Source organism: Amycolatopsis sp. NPDC051061 (genome assembly GCF_040682935.1).
Classification (GTDB): domain Bacteria; phylum Actinomycetota; class Actinomycetes; order Mycobacteriales; family Pseudonocardiaceae; genus Amycolatopsis.
On record NZ_JBFBBZ010000070.1, the window covers coordinates 12,940 to 30,238 of the forward strand.

Genomic DNA, 17,299 nt, shown 5'->3' on the forward strand with positions numbered 1-17,299 from the left:
TACACTCACTCTCGTCGGCGAGGCAAGCCCCCGGTTCCCCGGGGGCTGCTCGCGGAAGGCTCAGACGCCCGCGGTGGCGGAAATCCAGTCGCGGTACTTCGTGATGTTGATGTAGGCGGTGTACGACTGGCGGTCGCTCGTCGAGGCGACGCCGACCTGCTTCCCGTTGGCGTACATCGGGCCGCCCGAGTCGCCGCCCGCGGTGATGCCGTCGCCGCGGTTCGCGCACACCGAGACGCCGGCCGCGCCGTCCGGGCAGTCGATCGAGCTGACGCTGACCTTCGCGACCTTCAGCAGCTGCGACTGGCACTCGATCTCGGGCTTGTCGGTGCAGGTCGCGCCCCAGCCGTAGACCTCGGCCTGGTCGCCGACGTTGACGTCGCCCTCGCTGCCCAGCGGCGCGTACTCCGTCTGCACCTGCTGGTCGATCTGCACCAGCGCGAGGTCCGAGTCCGGCGCCTCGTGCACCGAGGTGGCGTTGACCGCGGTGCCCTTCGTCTGGTCGAGGTCGCCGACGTGGAAGCTGATCGGCCGGCCGTCGGCACCCTGCGTGCAGTGGCGGGCGGTGAGGATCCAGTCGGGCGCGATGATCGTCGCCGAGCAGATCTCCTGGCCACCGGCGAACATCCGGGCCGCCGAGTGGAGCGAGTCGGCATTGCTGCCGTCGATGATGGCTGGCTGGGCGGCCAGGGACGGCGCGGCGGCCGCGAGTGCCGAGAGCAAAACACCGGAGACGACTACGCCGGTTCGCGCGATACGCACTTAGGATCAACCTCCTGCCGCGGACCGGGGTCTCGCGGTGACGAGTAGTGAAGGACGCACCTACCGTCACCGTTGTGGGTGAATCTCCGGAACCCGCCGATAGTCGGTTGATCCAAAACGCGACTTTCGTCGTGGGCCGTCCGGCGCAGCAAGATCATGGCCAACCCGGGGCAAAGGGTGACATGTTTTGGCTCGCTGTCTCGGATGTCCGTGATTTCCGCACGGGCCGCGGGGGCGTCCGGCTACAGTCCCGCTGCTTGGTTCCGCCTGGGGGCGGCCGCGGGAACGGGGTGCTCGATGAGTCCTGAAGTGCGGTTTCACCTGCTCGGACCGCTGATCGTGACGGCGGGCGGGCGGCCGGTGCCGCTCGGCGGGGCGAAGCAGCGGGTCCTGCTGGCCCACCTGCTGCTCAACGCGAACCGGACGGTCGCGCCCGGGCAACTGGTCGACACGATCTGGCCGAGCGGCCCGCCGACGTCGGCCACCGCCAACCTGCAGACCTACGTGTGGCGGCTGCGCCGGCTGCTGCCGGAGGGGCCGGTCCTGCGCAGCCACGACCCGGGTTACTCGCTCGTCGTCGACCCCGGCGCCGTCGACGCGCACCGGTTCGCCCGGCTCGTCGCCGACGCCGGGCGGGCGGCCGCGCCCGAGACGGCGTTGAAGCTGCTCGCCGAGGCGGAGTCGTTGTGGCGCGGGGATCCCCTGGAGGACCTGCCGACCGCGCCGGCGTGGGACGCCGAACTCGGGCGGCTCGTCGAGAACCGGCTGGCCGCCGTCGAGGAACGGCTTTCGCTGCAGGTGCGGCTGGGGCGGCACGACCCGGCGATCGCCGAGCTCGCCGTGCGGCTGGCCGAACACCCCTACCGGGAACGGCTCTGGCAGCAGTACCTGCTGGCGCTCACCGGCGCGGGACGGCGGGCCGAGGCGCTGCAGGCGTATTCGACGGCGCGGGAGCGGCTGGTCACCGAGCTGGGCGTCGAACCCGGGCCGGAGCTGCGGGCCGTGCAGGCGGCGATCCTCGCGGGCGAGCCGGTCGCGGCGCCGTCGGTGGCGCCGCCGCTGCGGCAGCTTCCCGCGGACCTGCCCGACTTCACCGGCCGCGAGGACTACGTCCGGGAGCTGGAAACCGCGCTGGGCCCGGCGCCGGTCGTCCTGACCGGCGCGCCGGGGACCGGCAAGACGGCGCTGGCCATGCACGTCGCCCACCGCCTCGCGGACCGGTTCCCCGACGGGCAGCTGTACGTCGACCTCGCCGGCACGGGCGCGCCGCGCGCCTCGGCGGAGGTGCTCGCCGACTTCCTGCACGCATTGGGCGTCACCGGGAACACCGTCCCCGCCGGGCTCGGGCAGCGGGCCGCGCTGTTCCGCTCGCGGCTGGCCGGGCGGCGGGTGCTGCTGGTGCTCGACGACGCCGCGACCGCCGCGCAGGTCCGCCCGCTGCTGCCCGGGGACGCCGGGTGCGCGGTGCTGGTGACGACCCGTGGACGGCTGCCGGAGCTGGCGGGCGCGAAGCACGTCGAGCTGACGGTGTTCGGCGAGCACGAGGCTTCGCGGCTGCTGGCCGGGATCGCGGGCGTCGACCGGGTCGTCGGCGAGCCGGCCGAGGCGGCGGCGATCGTCCGCTGCTGCGGCTACCTGCCGTTGGCGATCAGGATCGCCGGCGCGCGGCTGGCCGGGCGGCAGGCGTGGAGCCTGCGGACGCTGCACGACCGGCTGGCCGACGAGTCGAGCCGGCTGAGCGAGCTGCGCGTCGGCGCCCTCGGCGTCCGGCCGAGCTTCGAGCTGAGCCTGCGGCAGCTGCCGGCGGACGCGCGGACGGCGTTCTGCCGCTCGGCGGTGCTGGGCGCGCAGGACTTCCCGAGCTGGGTGGTCGACGCGCTGCTGGACCGCGACGGCGCCCACGAGGTGCTCGACGTGCTCGTCGACGCGAACCTCGTTTCCTTGGCAGGACGGGATTCCGGTGGGAATCCTCGCTACCGGCTGCACGACCTTCTGCGGTGTTACGCGGCGGAGCTCCTGGCGGCGGATCCTTCGCGGCGCGAAACCCTCGCCCGGGTGCTGACGGTGTTGCTGGCGCTGGCGAAGACGGCCGCGGCGAGCCTGCCGCCGGCGTTCGGCGCGATGACCGGGCCGGCCGTCGGGGAGCCGGTGGCCACGGCCGGGCTGGTGCCCGACCCGCTGGGTTGGTTCACCGCGGAGCGCAAGCTGCTGGCGGCCGCGGTCCAGCTGGCCGCGGACGCGGGCCTGGACGAGCTGGCCTGGCAGCTGACGGCGACCGCGGTCCCGTTTTACGACCTGCGCGGCGCGTACGACGACTGGCGCCGCAGCCACCTGACGGCGCTGGCCGCGGTCGAAGCGGCGGGAAACGCTGCGGGAGCGGCGGTTCTGTACCGAGGACTCGGCCAGGTCCGCCTGTACCACGACGAGTACGCGGCGGCGGTGCACGACATGGAGCGATCGGCGTCGCTGTTCGCCTCGCTCGGCGACGTCCGTGGCGAGGCGCTCGCGGTGGCGGGTCTCGGGACGGTGGCGCGGGTCCGCGACCGGCCCCGGGAAGCGCTCGGCTTCTACCGTCGGGCATTGGCGGGGCTGGAGCGAGCCGGTGACCGCCGGGGCGTCGCGCAGGTGCGGAACTCCTTGGGCACGACGTACGCGTTGACGGGTTCGTTCGCGGAGGCGGGTTCGTGGCTGCGTCGGGCTCGTGAGCTGGCGCGGGAGATCGACGACCCGCACCGCGAGGCGAAGGTCCTCACGGAGCTGGGAACGCTGCACCGCGACCGGGGGGAACTGCCGGAGTCGTTGACGTGCCTGCGGCTGGCGTCGAGCATCCTCGAGGACCTGGACGACGAGCGGTGCGGCGCGTATGCGTTGCTGGGGATCGGGCAGACGCTGCTGGCGACGGGCGAGCCGGTGCAGGCGCGCGGGGTGTGCGACCGCGCGTTGCGGGTGTTTCGCGAAACCGGTAACCGGCAAGGGGAAACGACAGGTTTGGAGCTGCTGGAGCAGGTTCGGCGGCGACGAACCTGCGCCCGCGCTTGACTCCGGAAATGACTCATTCCTGTCGTCAGGGAACAGAAATGAGTCATTCACCAAGCCGGAGGCGGTGCTCAGTTGCTGTTGCCCGGCTTCCAGCCCAGGTAGCTGCCGAAGTAGCTCTGCTTCGCGTGGCCGATCGCGCCGTTCACGCTCGTCGCCCACACGCCGCCGCTGCCGTCCGCGATGCCCACGTGGCCGTAGGCCGAAATGTTCCAGAACACGAACGCGCCCCTCGGCGGGGTGCCCGTCGTGTGGCGGGCGCCGTCCGAGGACCGCCAGTGCTCGATCGCGCTCGCGTGGTGGGTCGTGCGGTTCCACGAAAGGCGGGCTGCCTTTTCGCAGTAGCCCTGGTAGGCCGTGCTGCCGTTGCGGCTCGAATACCACGCAATCGCCTGTGCTGCGGTCCTGGCCGCGGCCAGTTCGGCCGGTGAGTCGACGATCACCGCGCCCGGGTCGGCGATGTCGGCGGCCGTCACCTCCGCGTAGACGTCGGTGGGCGCGGTGGCGGCCGAAGCGACGGTCGCGCCGCCGAAGAGCAGGGCGGCCGAGAGCGCCGCTGCCGGGTAGATGCTGCGCATGGTGTCTCCCTCAGTGGACGGGTTCCGACCGGGACGACCCTGCGCGCGGCTCCTACACCGCCACTACACCCGCGCTCTCGCGGTGCTGACGCGCGTGAGTGCCCGCGAGCCGAAAATTGTCACGCGCGAAAGCGCACCTCATAAAAACAATGACCATCACGCAACGGCGGATGACAAATTCCCGGCCCACGGAAAAGCGCATTGGCCGGTTGGGAAGTTTCCCCCTAGCATCCGAAAGGCCGTTCGACGACGAAAGGACCAGACATGACGGAAACCCTCGTGCGGAAAAAGCGGTTCCTGAAGATCGGGCTGGCCACGCTGCTCGCGGGCGCGGTGGCCGTGCTGTCGGCCGCACCGGCCGCGGCGGCCGAGAAATCGCTCACCTACCAAGGCGGCTTCCCGCTGATCGGCGACCAGCAGGTCACCGTGGTGGTCACGGCGGACATCCCCGCGACCGCCACCGCCGGCACGCCGGTTTCGGTGCCGTTCAGCCTCGCCGTCGACGCCGGTCAGGCCGCCGGCGACGGCCTGCGCCTGGTCGGTGCCACCAAGATCTCCGGCACCATCAAGTCCCGGGTGAACGTCGCGATCGGCGGCCAGTCCGTGGTCATCCCGATCGAGCTGCCGATCCCGGAGACGCCCGTCCCCGCCGAAGGCAGCCTGAAGTTCACCGCCTCGGGCCAGGTCGACTTCACCGTCCCGGCCGGCACCCCGGCGGGGGAGGCGACCAGCAGCGTCGACTCCGCGGCGACCACCCATGTCGTCACCGACAGCGGCCTCGGCGAGTTCGACGTCGACCTGACGCTCGACCCGCCGGACCAGGACGCCACCCTCGGCACCACGACGGTCGGCTGACCCCGGCCCGGCCCGCCGGAATCCGTCCGGCGGGCCGGAGCCGATGCCGGAATCCGGCACCCGGGAAATGCCGGGATCCGCCGGAAACCGTTCCCTCCCAATGTGATCCTCCCTTAGTAGGTACCGGTCCGACGGCGCTGCGCGGAGTATTCCGGGCCACCACGTCGCATCGTCACCGGCTGGAGGACCACTTCGTGAAAACCACTTCAGGAGTCCTACGTGGACTCGCGGCGGTATCGGCCGCCGCGGCCGCCGTCGTCGCCCTGCAGGCGCCCGCGGTCGCGGCGGCCGCGCGGACCGATCTCGGCATCAGCATGCAGGCCCAGCAGAAGGACCAGTGGTGCTGGGACGCCAGCGGCACCACGATCGCCGACTACTGGGGATTTTCGCTTTCCCAGACGCGGTTCTGCCAGATCGCCCACAACGAATCCGGCAGTGACTGCGCGAACAACCAGGGCTACCTGTCCGACCAGCAGCGGGTGTTCCGCTCACTGGGTTTCGCCAACGTCGGGTCGTACAACTCGAACGGGCAGGTCCTTTCCTTCACCACCATCAAGAACCAGATCGACGCGGGCCGGCCGATCGGCACCCGGATCGGCTGGCGCTCCGGCGGCGGCCACATGCACGTCCTCTACGGGTACGACAACTCCAGCGGCGCGACCCGGGTGGACTACGGCGATCCGTGGCCGGACAACAGCCGCTACAACTCCATGAACTACGACACCTACCGCTCGAACAACCAGTTCCAGTGGACGCACACGCTGTACGGGATCGAGGGATGAGCGTGCTGAAGAAAGCGCTGGGCGCGGCCGTGCTGGCCGGCGCCGCGATGCTCACCACCGCCGGTGCCGCCGGCGCGGCCACCGGACCGGCCGGCACCCCGACCGCGGCCGACACCGCCGCGATCGGGCAGGTGACCGGCGGCCGGTCGACCCTCGAGCGGCTCGCGACGACGAAGTTCCCCGGCGCGCACGCGGCGGCCGCGGCGCAGTCGGCGAACGCCGACCCGCGCACCCAGGTCGCGGTCTACGAGCCGACGGCGGCGTTCGTCGCCGGGACCTCGGAGGTCCCGGCCGCGCTCGCCTACGTCGCGGTGCCGGCGCGGACCGGCGACGGCACCACGGCGACGGTCTGGGCCGAGCGGCAGGGCGCGGCCTGGACCGTCGTCAACGTCGCGTCCGGTGACTACGAGCGGAAGTACGCCGAGGCCGCGGCCGGGGGCTACCTCCTGCACGAACCGCAGGTCAACGCCTGGTACGCGGTGCACGGCGACGCCGTGACGGTGCTGGACGGCTCGGTCACCGGCCTCTCCGCCGGCGCCGAGCTGAGCGTGCGCGACTACCGCGCGGCGCTGCACCAGCGGTACGCGGACAAGCTGCCGGGCTCGGCCTACGACCGCGACGGCGCGGGCGGCGGCTACGGCGGCCGCGAGCGCGCGGTCCCGGCCGCGGACCCCGGGGACGTGCCGGTGCTGCCGTTCCTGCTCGGCGGGGTCCTCGTGCTGGTGGCGGGCGCGGTCGTGGTGCCGCGGCTGCGCCGGCGGTAGACGGCGAGGGGCCGCCGGCGCGTCCGGCGGCCCTTGGCAGGTGATCATGATCAGGTCAGAATGCGCCATGCCCGTTTCCCCGGCCGCTCAGCCGGAACCGGCGCGACCGAGCGGCTCGGACCTCGCGCTGGTCGAGGCGCTGCAGCGCGACCCGCGGGCGCCGTGGACGCGGATCGCCGCGGCCGTCGGCACCGACGCGACGACGGCCGCGCGCCGCTGGGACCGGCTGCAGGCGGCCGGGCTGGCGTGGCTGACCGCGTACGCCACGGCCCCGACGACCACGGTCGGCTACGTCGATCTCGCGTGCCGCCCGGACGCGCTGACCGAGCTGACGCGGGAGCTGTGCGGCTGGCCGTCGGTGTTCAGCGTCGAGCGCACGACCAGCCGGTTCTCGCTGTTCCTGTCCCTGGCCGCCCGGGACCTGGACGCGCTGGACGGGCTGGTCACCGGCCGCCTCGGGGCCCTGCCCGGGGTGCGCGAGGTCCGGTTCGCCGTCGCCACGCGCGTCTACCGCGAGGGCAGCGGCTGGCTGGTGAACGCGCTGGCCCCGGAACAGCGCGCGGCGCTCGACGAGACGGCGGTGCAGGCCCGGCTGGTCGTCCCGCAGCAGTGGGACGACCGGGACCTGCGCGCGCTGGTCGAGTCCCTCGGGGAGGACGGCCGGCGCAGCTACGCCGAGCTGGCCCGCGACTGCCGGATGAGCGAGTCGGCGGTGCGCCGCACGCTCGCGCGGATGCTGCGCAACCACGAGCTCGACTTCCGCTGCGACCTCGCGCACGTCCCGGCGGGCTGGCCGGTGATCGCGGGCTACCGCCTCGACGTCGCCGCGGACGACCTGGACCGCGCCGGCACGGCGATCGCGCACCTGCCGGAGACGCGGCTCTCGGCCGCGGTGGTGGGCGAGGGCAACCTGGTGGTGTCGGCGTGGCTGCGGGAACCGGCCGGCTGCACGGCCTACGAGACCCGGCTGGCGGCCGCCGCCCCGGGCGCCCGCGTCCTCGACCGCGCGATCACGCTGCGGATGCCGAAGCGGATGGGCAGGCTGCTCAGCCCGCACGGCCTCGGCGGCACCCACCAGGCGATCATCCCGGCGCGCTGACTATCGTCGGAGATCATGAGCCTGCGTGAAAACCTGCGACGGCACGTCGACGACGGCACGCTGCCCGGCGCGGTGGCCATCGTGGACCGGGCCGGGCGCCCCGAGGTCGTGACCGTCGGCTCGGTCGACGTCGAAGGCAGCAGGCCGATGGCCGAAGACACGCTCTTCCGCCTCGCCTCCATCACCAAGCCGATCACCGCCGCGGCGGTCCTGGCCCTGGTGGACGACGGCCGGCTCGCCCTCGACGACCCGATCGGCCGGTGGCTGCCCGAGCTGGCGGACCCGAAGGTGGTGCGCACCCCGGCGAGCCCGGTCGGCGACGTCGTCCCGGCGAAGCGGCCGATCACCGTCTTCGACGTGCTCACCGGCCAGGCCGGCTGGGGGTTCGCCGCGGACTTCACGCTGCCGGCGGTGCAGGCGCTGTTCCCCGTGCAGGGCGACGGCCGCGAAGTGCAGAGCTTCCCGCCGGCGGACGTCTGGCTCGCGCGGCTGGCCGAGGTGCCGCTCGCCTTCCAGCCGGGTGAATCGTGGTTGTACGACACCTGCTCCACGATTCAGGGCGTGCTCGCCGGCCGCGCGGCCGGCCGGTCGCTGCCGGAGTTCCTCGAGGAGCGGATCTTCGCGCCGCTGGGCATGGCCGACACCGGGTTCGTCGTCGGGCCCGACCGGCGGGACCGGTTCACCGGCTTCTACAAGAAGACCCCGGACGGGCTGGTGCTCGCCGACGCCCCGGACGGCCAGTGGAGCACGATGCCGGCGCTGCCGCTCGGCAACGGCGGCCTGGCCGGGACGGCGGGAGACTGGGTGACCTTCGGCCGGATGCTCCTCGCCGAGGGTGCCGCCCACGACGGCGGGCGCGTGCTCAGCCCCGAGTCGGTCAGGCTGATGACGACCGACCACACCACCGCCGCGCAGCGCGAGATCGGCGCGCTGTTCCTGGAGGGCCAGGGCTGGGGGATGGGCGGCGCCGTCGACATCGCCGCCGTCGAGCCGTGGACCGTCCCCGGCCGCTACGGCTGGGTCGGCGGCACCGGCACCACCGCCCACGTCGTGCCCGCCACCGGCACGGTCGCCGTGCTGCTGACCCAGGTCGGCGAGGACAACCCGGTGCCGCCGGAGTGGATGCGCGAGTTCTGGCGGGACGCGGCCGCGTAGGGTCGGAGCCGGGGATCCGGCACGGTGGAAGGACACATTGCGTGGGCGAGTCGAACTGGGCCGGGAACCACGCCTACACCGCGGACTCGGTGCTGACTCCGCACACGGTGGACGAAGTGCGGGAGGCTGTCGCGGGCGCGGCACGCGTCAAGGCCCTGGGCAGCCGCCACTGCTTCAACGACATCGCGGACGCGCCGGGCGGCGTCCTGCTGGACCTGCGCGCGCTCGACGTCCCGGTGGAGATCGGAGACGGGACGGTCACCGTCGGCGGCTCCGCGCGCTACGGCGACTTCGCCGAGCAGCTGCACGCTGCGGGGTTCGCGCTGCCGAACCTCGCGTCGCTCCCGCACATCACGGTGGCCGGCAGCGTCGCGACCGGCACCCACGGCTCCGGGCGCCGGCAGCCGGGGCTCGCGTCGGCCGTGTCGGCGATCGAGCTGGTCACCGCGAACGGCGAGCTGCGGACGTTCACCCGCGCCCACGCCGAGTTCCCCGGACTGGTCGTCGGCCTCGGCGCGCTCGGCGTCGTCACGCGGATCACCTTGGACGTCGAGCCCGCGTTCGACGTCCGCCAGGACGTCTTCGACGGCCTGCCCTGGGAGGCCGCCTACCGGCACTTCGACGAGGTCGAAGACGCCGGCTACAGCGTCAGCCTGTTCACGAACTGGGCGAACGACACGATCGACCAGGTGTGGGTCAAGAGCCGCGTGGACGCGTTCACCTCGCGAACGGAGCTGTTCGGCGCGGTCCCGGCCGACGGACCCCGGCACCCGGCGCACGCGGCGGGCATCGGAGCGGCCAACTGCACGCCGCAGCAGGGCGTCGGAGGCCCGTGGCACGAGCGGCTGCCGCACTTCGCGCTGGCGTTCACCCCGAGCGTCGGGGACGAGCTGCAGTCGGAGTACTTCGTGCCGTACGAGCACGCGGTGGCGGCGGTGCGGGCGGTCCGGGAGATCGGCGACCTGCTGGCGCCGGTGCTGCTGGTGTCGGAGATCCGCGCGATCGCGGGCGACGAGCTGTGGCTGAGCCCGTGCCACGGCGGTGACCGGGTCGCGCTGCACTTCACCTGGCAGCCGCGCCAGCCGGAGGTGGAGGCGGTGCTCCCGGTGCTCGAGGCACGCCTGGCCCCGTTCGGCGCGCGGCCGCACTGGGGCAAGCTCTTCCACACGGCCGGGTCGTATCCGCGGATCGACGATTTCCGCGTGCTGGCCGGGGAACTGGACCCCTCCGGGAAGTTCCGGAACCCGTTCCTGGAGCGCCACGTCTTCGGTGGCTAGCTCGCGGCCGAAGGGCATGAACGACTCTTTCCTGTCGTCCAGCGTCATGAACGACCCTTTCATGACGTCCGGACCCGGCGCCGCGGCTAACTCGCCGGCGGGGCCGTGGTCGCGCGGACGATCAGGTACGTGTCGAGCACCCGGGTCGTGTGCTCGTCGGCGGATCCGTCGAGCAAGTCCAGCAGGATCGTGACCGCCGCGCGGCCCGCCGCCTCCGTCGGCATGGCGATCGTCGTCAACGGCGGTGCCGAGATCGCCGCGAAGACCAGGTCGTCGAAGCCGACCAGGCTGATCTCGTCCGGCACCGGGACGCCGCGGGCGTTGAGCCGGGCCAGCGCACCGAACGCCACCAGGTCGTTGTACGCCACGATCGCCGTCACGTCCGCGGCCAGCGCCAGGTCCGCGCCCTGCAGGCCGCCCTCGAACACCGGCGGGAACGGGCCGAACTCGACGACCTCCGTGCCGTGGCGCTCGGCCGCCTCCGTCAGACCCTGCCGGCGGGCGCGGTTGGCCCACGACATGCGGGGCCCGCCGAGGTAGGCGCAGCGGCGGTGGCCCAGCGCGGCCAGGTGCTCGATCGCCTGCCGCATCCCGTCGGCGGCGTCCATCACGATCGACGGGATCCCCGGCACCTCGCGGTTGAGCAGCACGAGCGTCGTCTGCTCGGCCAGCGCGCGCAGCTGGTCGTCGGTCATGCTCGGGCTGCCCAGCACGACGCCGTCGACCTGCCGGGCCATCCGGCGGACCAGGTTCTGCTCGGTCGCCGGGTCCTGGTCGCTGCTCGCGAACAACACGGCGACGTCGTCCTGGCGCGCGCGGGCCTGGACGCCGTCGAGCACGCCGGTGAAGAACGGGTTGCCGAGGTCCGAGACCACGATGCCGATGTGCCCGGTGCGGGCGGCGGGCTGTGGTGCGCCGACCGCGTGGTACCCGAGCTCGCTCGCCGCGGCCAGCACCCGGCTGCGGGTCTGGTGGCGGACCAGATCCGGTGACGTGAACGCGCGCGACACGGTCGAGATCGACACGTTGGCCCGGCGGGCGACGTCGTGAATGGTCACGCTCACGGCTACTCCTCGGCAGGCTCCTGCCACATCATGGAAACGCCCGGCAGCGTTGTCAACAACGGATCGCCTTGCGGCAGCGGGGATCCGGCCGTCGCAGGGCCATTCGGCTGGGGTTGGGATGAAAACCCTGCAAATCGTTGACCGGGTTTTGCTGCAAATCGTAGAACGGAGTCTCCGCCGTGTTCCCCGTTCCCCGGGGCGCGGGTCCCCACCCCCCTCAGAGGTGCCTGATGACCAGGAAAGCCCAGTTCTGCCTGCGCGTTTTCGCCACGGCCGCGTTCGCCGCGGCGATGGTCCCCACCGGCGTCGCGCATGCGGCCTACGAGAGTTCGCCCGTCGGCTACGGCGCCGGCACGACCGGCGGCGCGGGCGGCGAGACCGTGACCGTGACGACGGCGTCGGCGTTCACCAGCGCGGTGGCGGACGGCACGGCCCGGACGGTCCGGGTGAGCGGGAAGATCACCCTGGCGAACAAGACGCTCGTGAAGATCGGGTCGAACAAGACGGTCCTCGGCGTCGGGTCCGGCTCCGGCTTCACCGGCGGCGGGCTCGCCGTGGACAAGTCGTCGAACGTCATCCTCCGCAACCTGGCCATCTCCAAGGCGGTCGGCACCGACGCGATCCAGATCCAGCGCGGCGCCACCCGGGTGTGGATCGACCACAACGACCTGTCCTCCGACCTCGACCACGGCAAGGACTACTACGACGGCCTGCTCGACATCAGCCACGCCGCCGACGGGATCACCGTGTCCTGGAACAAGTTCCACGACCACTACAAGGTCTCCCTCGTCGGGCACAGCGACAGCAACGCCGCCGAGGACACCGGCAAGCTGCATGTCACATTCAGCCACAACTGGTTCGAGAACGTGAACTCGCGGATGCCCAGCCTGCGGTTCGGCACCGGGCACGCCTACGACAACTATTTCCACGCTGTGACCGATTCCGCCGTGCATTCGCGGATGAACGCGCAGTTCCTCGCCCAGAACAACGTCTTCGAATCCACGAAGGTGTGCCTGGAAACGACCGGTGACAGCGACGTCGACGGCTACCTGAACGAGTCGGGCAACTCCTTCGGCGGCTGCACGAACAAGATCACCCGCACCGGCAGCATGACGACGGCGCCGTATTCCTTCACCCTGGAGCCGACTTCGACGGTCAAGGCCACCGTGACCGCGGGTGCGGGCGTCGGCCGGATCTGACCGGCGGCGGAGTGCGCGGCCGGTTCGGGTAAGCGCTATCTCGAACCGGCCACCGCCGTTCGGAGTACCCGGCCTTCGACGAATTCGAAACAGTGTCCCGAACATTGACACACTTGTCGCGAACGCCCTACCGTGACCACCGGAAGTTTCTCCCGGACTGCCCATTCGTCAGTTCCCGCGCGGCCGAGCCCGGCGCGCCGATCGGAGACCCATGTCGGGGAGCAGGTGCCGCACCGTCGCGGACCCGCCGAGGCTGGCGGTGGTCGGCACGTCCGGCTACGCGTTCAGCTACCTGCACCGCGCCCGCATCCTGCACGACGAAGGCCTGGTGCGGTTCGCCGGCATGGCCGACGTCCGGGTGCCCTCGGCCGCCGCGATCGCCCTGCTGCCCGAGGGCGGCACCGCGCACGTCGGCGTCGACGACCTGCTCCGCCGCTGCCGTCCCGACATCACCGTGGTCGCGACCCCGCCGCACGCGCACGTCCGCGTCGGCGGCGCGGTGCTGCGGGCGGGCGGCGACCTGCTGCTGGAAACCCCGCCGGTGCTCGACCTGGCCGGGTTCCGGACCCTGTCCCGGCTGGCCGCGGAGCACGGCTCGGCGTGCCAGACGGGGTTCCAGAGCTTCGGCTCCCCGGCGCTGTCGGTGCTGCGGGCGGCGATCGCGGTGGGAAAGCTCGGCGAGGTGGTGGGCGTGGGCGCGGCCGGGGCGTGGATCCGCACCGACGCCTACTACCGCCGCAACCCCTGGGCGGGCCGGCGGTGGCTGGACGGCGAAGCCGTGGTCGACGGCGCCCTGACCAACCCGTTCTCCCACGCGGTGGCCACGGCGCTGCTCGTGGGCGGCGTCGGCGGCCGCGACCCGGCGGAGATCGCCCTGGAGCTGTTCGGCACGCGCGACATCGAGGCCGACGACACGGCGTGCCTGCGCATCCGCTTCGACCGCGGTCCCGAGATCGTCGTCGCCGCGTCGCTGTGCGCCGAACAGGACCACGAGCCGTACGTGGTGGTGCACGGCACCAAGGGGCGCGCGAAGTTCTGGTACAAGAGCCACCGGCTGGAGCTCGACGACGAACGGGTCCACCTCGGCGAACCGGTGGACCTGCTGCGGAACCTGGTCGCCCACCACCTCGACCCGGCCGGGGTGCCGCTGCTCGCGCCGCTGCCGGCCACCCGGGCGTTCGCGTCGGTGGTCGAGGCGGTCCGGGACGCGCCGTCGCCGGCCCGGATCCCGGCGGGCTGGATCCGCACGGCCGGCGAAGGGGCGAGCCGGCACCCCGTGGTCCGGGGGATCGGCGAGGAGGTCGCCGTCGCCGCGGACCGGCTGGCGCTGTTCTCCGAGATCGGCGTCCCGTGGGCGAGTGCCCGCCGGCGCGGCCCGGCCGCGGAACGCACCGGGTAACGCTCTCACCCGGTGCCCGTCGCGCTGACAGCCGCTTCGATCCGAGTGTGCTGTAAGCGCTTTCTCACGCTGCCCACATTTCGGTGACCTCGTTGCTGCACAAGGGGTATTGCCTCGTCGAGCCCGTTGACACGAGTCCAGCGCACTGCCTACCGTGAACGCGCTGACAGCGTTTTCAGAAAGTGCTGACCGGCTGAGAACGGAGAGCTCGATGCGTCGGACAAGAGAGCGGCGAACGCTCGTCGCGCTGGCCGCGGTGGTCCCGCTGCTGCTGACCGGGGTCGCCGCGTGCGGCTCGGACTCCGGCGGCGACGGCGGGGACGTGACCATCACGTTCGTCTGGTGGGGGAGTGACGGCCGGGCCACCCTGACGAAGAAGGCCGTCGAGCTGTTCCAGCAGAAGAACCCGAAGATCAAGGTGCAGACGTCGTTCTCGGCGTACGCCGCCTACTGGGAGAAGCTGGCGACGCAGACGGCGGGTGGCAAGCCGCCGGACGTGCTCAACGTCGACACGCGGTACCTGGCCGAGTACGGGGGCCGCAACGTCCTGGCCGACCTGAACACGGGCGCGGGGAAGGCGATCTCGCTGGCCGACATCAACCCCGAGCTGGCGGCGACCGGCGTGTACCAGGGCAAGCGGTACGCCGTGCCGTGGGCGCAGAACACGCCGGCCATGCTCTACGACCCGGCCGCGTTCACCGCGGCGGGCGCGGACCCGGCGAAGGGCCTGACCTGGGACCAGTACGCCGACGCGACCCAGAAGGTCAGCGCCGCCGGCGGGTTCGCCGCGCGCGGGGCGACCGACTTCGGCATCCTCGACACGACGCTGGAGATCTGGCTGCGCCAGCAGGGCAAGCAGTTCTACACGCCCGAGGGCAAGCTCGGTTTCACCGCCGACGACCTGCGCCGGTACTGGCAGCTCGCGGGCCGGTTCCGGGACGCCAAGGGCACGTCCCCGGCCGACGTCACGGCGTCCTACAACACCTCGCCCGAGCAGTCGCCGCTCGGCAAGAAGCTGACGAGCTCCGAGTTCGCCTACGACAACCTCCTGCCCGCGTACCAGAAGGCGAACGGCAAGCCGCTGAACGTGGCGCCGTACCCGACCGACGCCGCCGGGAAGACCGGGCAGTACCGGCGGCCGTCGATGTTCCTGTCGGTCTCCGCGCGCAGCCAGCAGCAGGAGGCGGCGGCGAAGCTCGTCGACTTCCTGGTCAACGACCCCGAAGTCGGCAAGATCGTCGGCACCGACCGCGGGCTCGCGCCGAACCTCAAGGTCCGCGCCCAGCTCGCGGGGTCCGCGAAGGGCGCCGACAAGACGCTCTACGACTACGAAGCCGGTCTCGAACCGAAGCTCGGGGCCGCGCCGCCGGTCCCGCCCAAGGGCGCCGGGGCGATCCAGAAGCTGCTCCAGCGCACCTACGAGGAGGTCGCGTTCGGGCGGATGAGCATCGACGACGCCGTCAGCCGGTTCATGTCCGAAGCCGAGAAGGGACTCCGGTAGCCGATGACGACCGTGCGCACCCCGGACCCGCCGGTCGCCCGGGACGCTCCCGCGCGGGTCCGGAGGCGGGACCGGCCGGCCAGGCGCCGCAAAAGCCAGCCGGAGGCCTTCGCGTTCCTGACGCCGTGGCTGCTCGGCGCGGTGGCGCTGACCGTCGGCCCGATGGTCGTCTCGCTCTACCTGTCCTTCACCGACTACGACCTCTTCACCGCCCCGAAGTGGGTCGGCTTCGGCAACTTCGCGCACATGTTCACCGACGACGACCGCTACCTGCAGTCGGTGAAGGTCACGCTGATCTACGTCCTGGTCTCGGTGCCGCTGAAGCTCGCGGTGTCGCTGCTGGTGGCGATGCTGCTCAACACCCGCCGCGGCGGAGGCGGCTTCTACCGGGCCGCGTTCTACGCGCCCTCGCTGCTCGGGGCGAGCGTCGCGGCGGCGCTCGTGTGGCGGGCGCTGTTCATGGGCGGCGGCCCGGTGAACGAGGTCCTGGCCTTCTTCGGCTGGCACACGCCGAGCTGGGTCGACGACCCGCAGTTCAGCCTCGCCTCGATCGTGCTGCTCGGGGTCTGGCAGTTCGGCGCGCCGATGGTGATCTTCCTGGCCGGGCTCAAGCAGATCCCGGCGGAGCTGCACGAGGCGGCCGCGATCGACGGCGCCGGCGCGTTCCGGCGGTTCCGGCACATCACGCTGCCGATGCTCTCGCCGGTGATCTTCTTCAACCTGGTGATGGAGGCCATCCACGCGTTCCAGGCGTTCACCCCGGCGTTCGTCATCGGCGGTGGCCGCGGCGGGCCGGCCGACGCGGACCTGTTCTACACGCTCTACCTGTTCGAGGTCGGCTTCCAGGACTTCCGCATGGGCTACGCGTCGGCGATGGCGTGGGTGCTGCTGGCGGTGATCGCGATCGTCACCGCGATCGTGTTCCGCACCGCCAAGCTGTGGGTGTTCTACGACGACGCGGACGGCACAGGGGAGCGCTCATGACTGTGCTCCCGCGTTCGGCGCGTTCGGTGGGCCGGCACGTGCTGTGCCTGGTGATCGTCGCCGTGGTGCTGTACCCGCTGGTGTGGCTGGCGTTCGCGTCGGTCAAGCCGCCGGACGAGATCCTCTCGCGGCTCTCGCTGCTGCCGACCCGGTTCGTCTTCGACGGCTACACGAAAGGCTGGGAAGGCGCGGCGGACGTCGGGTTCGGCCGCTTCTTCCTCAACTCGTTCCTCGTCGCCGGGCTCTCGGTCGCCGCGAACGTGCTGTCCTGCTCGCTGGCCGCGTTCGCCTTCGCGCGGCTGAAGTTCCGGTTCCGCGGCGCGCTGTTCGCGTTCATGATCACCACGCTGATGCTGCCCTACCACGTGACGCTCATCCCGCAGTACGTGATCTTCCAGCAGGCCGGCCTGGTCAACACGTTCGTCCCGCTCATCCTGCCGAAGCTGCTGGCCACCGAGGCGTTCTTCGTGTTCCTGATCGTCCAGTTCATGCGCGGGATCCCGCGCGAGCTCGACGAGGCCGCGACGATCGACGGCTGCTCGGTCTACCGGACGTTCTGGCACGTCGTGCTGCCGCTGTCGAAACCGGCGCTCGTCACGACGTCGATCTTCACGTTCATCTGGACGTGGAACGACTTCTTCACGCAGATGGTGTACCTGAACGACACGGAGAAGTTCACCGTGCCGCTCGGCCTGCGGCTGTTCGTCGACACGAGCAGCGAGTCGAACTTCGGCGCGATGTTCGCCATGTCGGCGCTCGCGCTCGTCCCGATCGTGCTCTTCTTCCTCGCCTTCCAGCGCCTGCTGGTCGAAGGCGTCAGCACCAGCGGCCTGAAGGGGTGACG

15 protein-coding genes are annotated in these 17,299 nt (G+C 72.0%); 12 read left to right on the forward strand and 3 right to left on the reverse strand.

The features are described from left to right. Positions 1 to 60 precede the first annotated feature (60 nt). Positions 61 to 762, reverse strand: coding sequence for a trypsin-like serine protease (locus tag AB0N03_RS47485; RefSeq protein WP_364387259.1), 702 nt, complete (start codon positions 760 to 762; stop codon positions 61 to 63). Between the two features lie 297 nt (positions 763 to 1,059). Between AB0N03_RS47485 and AB0N03_RS47490 the strand changes: the two genes are divergently transcribed. Next, entirely contained in the window at positions 1,060 to 3,801 is a 2,742-nt protein-coding gene (locus AB0N03_RS47490; protein WP_364387261.1) for a BTAD domain-containing putative transcriptional regulator, read from the forward strand. Positions 3,802 to 3,869: 68 nt separating this feature from the next. Here the strand turns inward: AB0N03_RS47490 and AB0N03_RS47495 are convergent, their stop codons facing one another. Beyond that, positions 3,870 to 4,376 carry a hypothetical protein gene (locus AB0N03_RS47495; RefSeq protein ID WP_364387263.1) on the reverse strand — a complete coding sequence of 169 codons (507 nt, stop codon included), beginning with the start codon at positions 4,374 to 4,376 and terminating at the stop codon, positions 3,870 to 3,872. A gap of 264 nt (positions 4,377 to 4,640) precedes the next feature. Here AB0N03_RS47495 and AB0N03_RS47500 point away from each other — a divergent pair, with 264 nt between their 5' ends. The 6 genes from AB0N03_RS47500 to AB0N03_RS47525 all read left to right on the forward strand — a co-directional run bounded on the left by AB0N03_RS47500 (position 4,641) and on the right by AB0N03_RS47525 (position 10,308). Beyond that, positions 4,641 to 5,231 (forward strand): DUF6801 domain-containing protein, encoded by a 591-nt coding sequence (locus AB0N03_RS47500; RefSeq protein WP_364387265.1) that lies wholly within the window; start codon positions 4,641 to 4,643, stop codon positions 5,229 to 5,231. A gap of 194 nt (positions 5,232 to 5,425) precedes the next feature. Continuing rightward, entirely contained in the window at positions 5,426 to 6,013 is a 588-nt protein-coding gene (locus AB0N03_RS47505) for a papain-like cysteine protease family protein (protein WP_364387267.1), read from the forward strand. Beyond that, positions 6,010 to 6,777, forward strand: coding sequence for a hypothetical protein (locus tag AB0N03_RS47510; RefSeq protein WP_364387269.1), 768 nt, complete (start codon positions 6,010 to 6,012; stop codon positions 6,775 to 6,777). The genes AB0N03_RS47505 and AB0N03_RS47510 overlap by 4 nt, the downstream gene beginning before the upstream one ends. A gap of 67 nt (positions 6,778 to 6,844) precedes the next feature. After that, the gene (locus AB0N03_RS47515) at positions 6,845 to 7,876 is read left to right on the forward strand and encodes an Lrp/AsnC family transcriptional regulator (RefSeq protein WP_364387271.1); all 1,032 of its coding nucleotides are present in this window, start codon (positions 6,845 to 6,847) and stop codon (positions 7,874 to 7,876) included. A gap of 15 nt (positions 7,877 to 7,891) precedes the next feature. Next, positions 7,892 to 9,031: a serine hydrolase domain-containing protein gene (locus tag AB0N03_RS47520; RefSeq protein ID WP_364387273.1), complete on the forward strand. Its 1,140-nt coding sequence runs from the start codon at positions 7,892 to 7,894 to the stop codon at positions 9,029 to 9,031. A gap of 41 nt (positions 9,032 to 9,072) precedes the next feature. Continuing rightward, positions 9,073 to 10,308, forward strand: a complete 1,236-nt coding sequence (locus AB0N03_RS47525; RefSeq protein WP_364387275.1) for an FAD-binding protein — start codon at positions 9,073 to 9,075, stop codon at positions 10,306 to 10,308. 86 nt (positions 10,309 to 10,394) lie between these two features. On the opposite strand, the gene AB0N03_RS47530 is transcribed toward AB0N03_RS47525, so the two are convergent. Further along, positions 10,395 to 11,372, reverse strand: a complete 978-nt coding sequence (locus AB0N03_RS47530; protein ID WP_364387277.1) for a LacI family DNA-binding transcriptional regulator — start codon at positions 11,370 to 11,372, stop codon at positions 10,395 to 10,397. A gap of 230 nt (positions 11,373 to 11,602) precedes the next feature. Here AB0N03_RS47530 and AB0N03_RS47535 point away from each other — a divergent pair, with 230 nt between their 5' ends. The 5 genes from AB0N03_RS47535 (at position 11,603) to AB0N03_RS47555 (ending at position 17,297) form a co-directional block, all read left to right on the forward strand. Then, the gene (locus tag AB0N03_RS47535; RefSeq protein ID WP_364387279.1) at positions 11,603 to 12,571 is read left to right on the forward strand and encodes a polysaccharide lyase family 1 protein; all 969 of its coding nucleotides are present in this window, start codon (positions 11,603 to 11,605) and stop codon (positions 12,569 to 12,571) included. Positions 12,572 to 12,782: 211 nt separating this feature from the next. Further along, complete coding sequence (locus AB0N03_RS47540; protein WP_364387281.1) at positions 12,783 to 13,970, forward strand: Gfo/Idh/MocA family oxidoreductase; 1,188 nt, start codon at positions 12,783 to 12,785, stop codon at positions 13,968 to 13,970. A gap of 211 nt (positions 13,971 to 14,181) precedes the next feature. Continuing rightward, complete coding sequence (locus AB0N03_RS47545) at positions 14,182 to 15,471, forward strand: extracellular solute-binding protein (RefSeq protein ID WP_364387283.1); 1,290 nt, start codon at positions 14,182 to 14,184, stop codon at positions 15,469 to 15,471. A gap of 3 nt (positions 15,472 to 15,474) precedes the next feature. After that, positions 15,475 to 16,455, forward strand: a complete 981-nt coding sequence (locus AB0N03_RS47550; RefSeq protein WP_364387285.1) for a sugar ABC transporter permease — start codon at positions 15,475 to 15,477, stop codon at positions 16,453 to 16,455. Beyond that, on the forward strand, positions 16,452 to 17,297 hold the full coding sequence (locus tag AB0N03_RS47555; RefSeq protein ID WP_364387287.1) for a carbohydrate ABC transporter permease: 846 nt from the start codon (positions 16,452 to 16,454) through the stop codon (positions 17,295 to 17,297). Before AB0N03_RS47550 ends, AB0N03_RS47555 begins: the two co-directional genes overlap by 4 nt. The last annotated feature ends 2 nt before the right edge of the window (positions 17,298 to 17,299 follow it).

Excerpts from the sequence above, each read along its gene's own strand:
- AB0N03_RS47545 (WP_364387283.1), top strand. The coding sequence starts at position 14,182 with ATGCGTCGGACAAGAGAGCGGCGAACGCTCGTCGCGCTGGCCGCGGTG.
- AB0N03_RS47520 (WP_364387273.1), top strand. The coding sequence starts at position 7,892 with ATGAGCCTGCGTGAAAACCTGCGACGGCACGTCGACGACGGCACGCTG.
- AB0N03_RS47510 (WP_364387269.1), top strand. The coding sequence starts at position 6,010 with ATGAGCGTGCTGAAGAAAGCGCTGGGCGCGGCCGTGCTGGCCGGCGCC.
- AB0N03_RS47540 (WP_364387281.1), top strand. The coding sequence starts at position 12,783 with ATGTCGGGGAGCAGGTGCCGCACCGTCGCGGACCCGCCGAGGCTGGCG.
- AB0N03_RS47500 (WP_364387265.1), top strand. The coding sequence starts at position 4,641 with ATGACGGAAACCCTCGTGCGGAAAAAGCGGTTCCTGAAGATCGGGCTG.
- AB0N03_RS47555 (WP_364387287.1), top strand. The coding sequence starts at position 16,452 with ATGACTGTGCTCCCGCGTTCGGCGCGTTCGGTGGGCCGGCACGTGCTG.
- AB0N03_RS47550 (WP_364387285.1), top strand. The coding sequence starts at position 15,475 with ATGACGACCGTGCGCACCCCGGACCCGCCGGTCGCCCGGGACGCTCCC.
- AB0N03_RS47535 (WP_364387279.1), top strand. The coding sequence starts at position 11,603 with ATGACCAGGAAAGCCCAGTTCTGCCTGCGCGTTTTCGCCACGGCCGCG.
- AB0N03_RS47515 (WP_364387271.1), top strand. The coding sequence starts at position 6,845 with ATGCCCGTTTCCCCGGCCGCTCAGCCGGAACCGGCGCGACCGAGCGGC.
- AB0N03_RS47495 (WP_364387263.1), bottom strand. The coding sequence starts at position 4,376 with ATGCGCAGCATCTACCCGGCAGCGGCGCTCTCGGCCGCCCTGCTCTTC.
- AB0N03_RS47490 (WP_364387261.1), top strand. The coding sequence starts at position 1,060 with ATGAGTCCTGAAGTGCGGTTTCACCTGCTCGGACCGCTGATCGTGACG.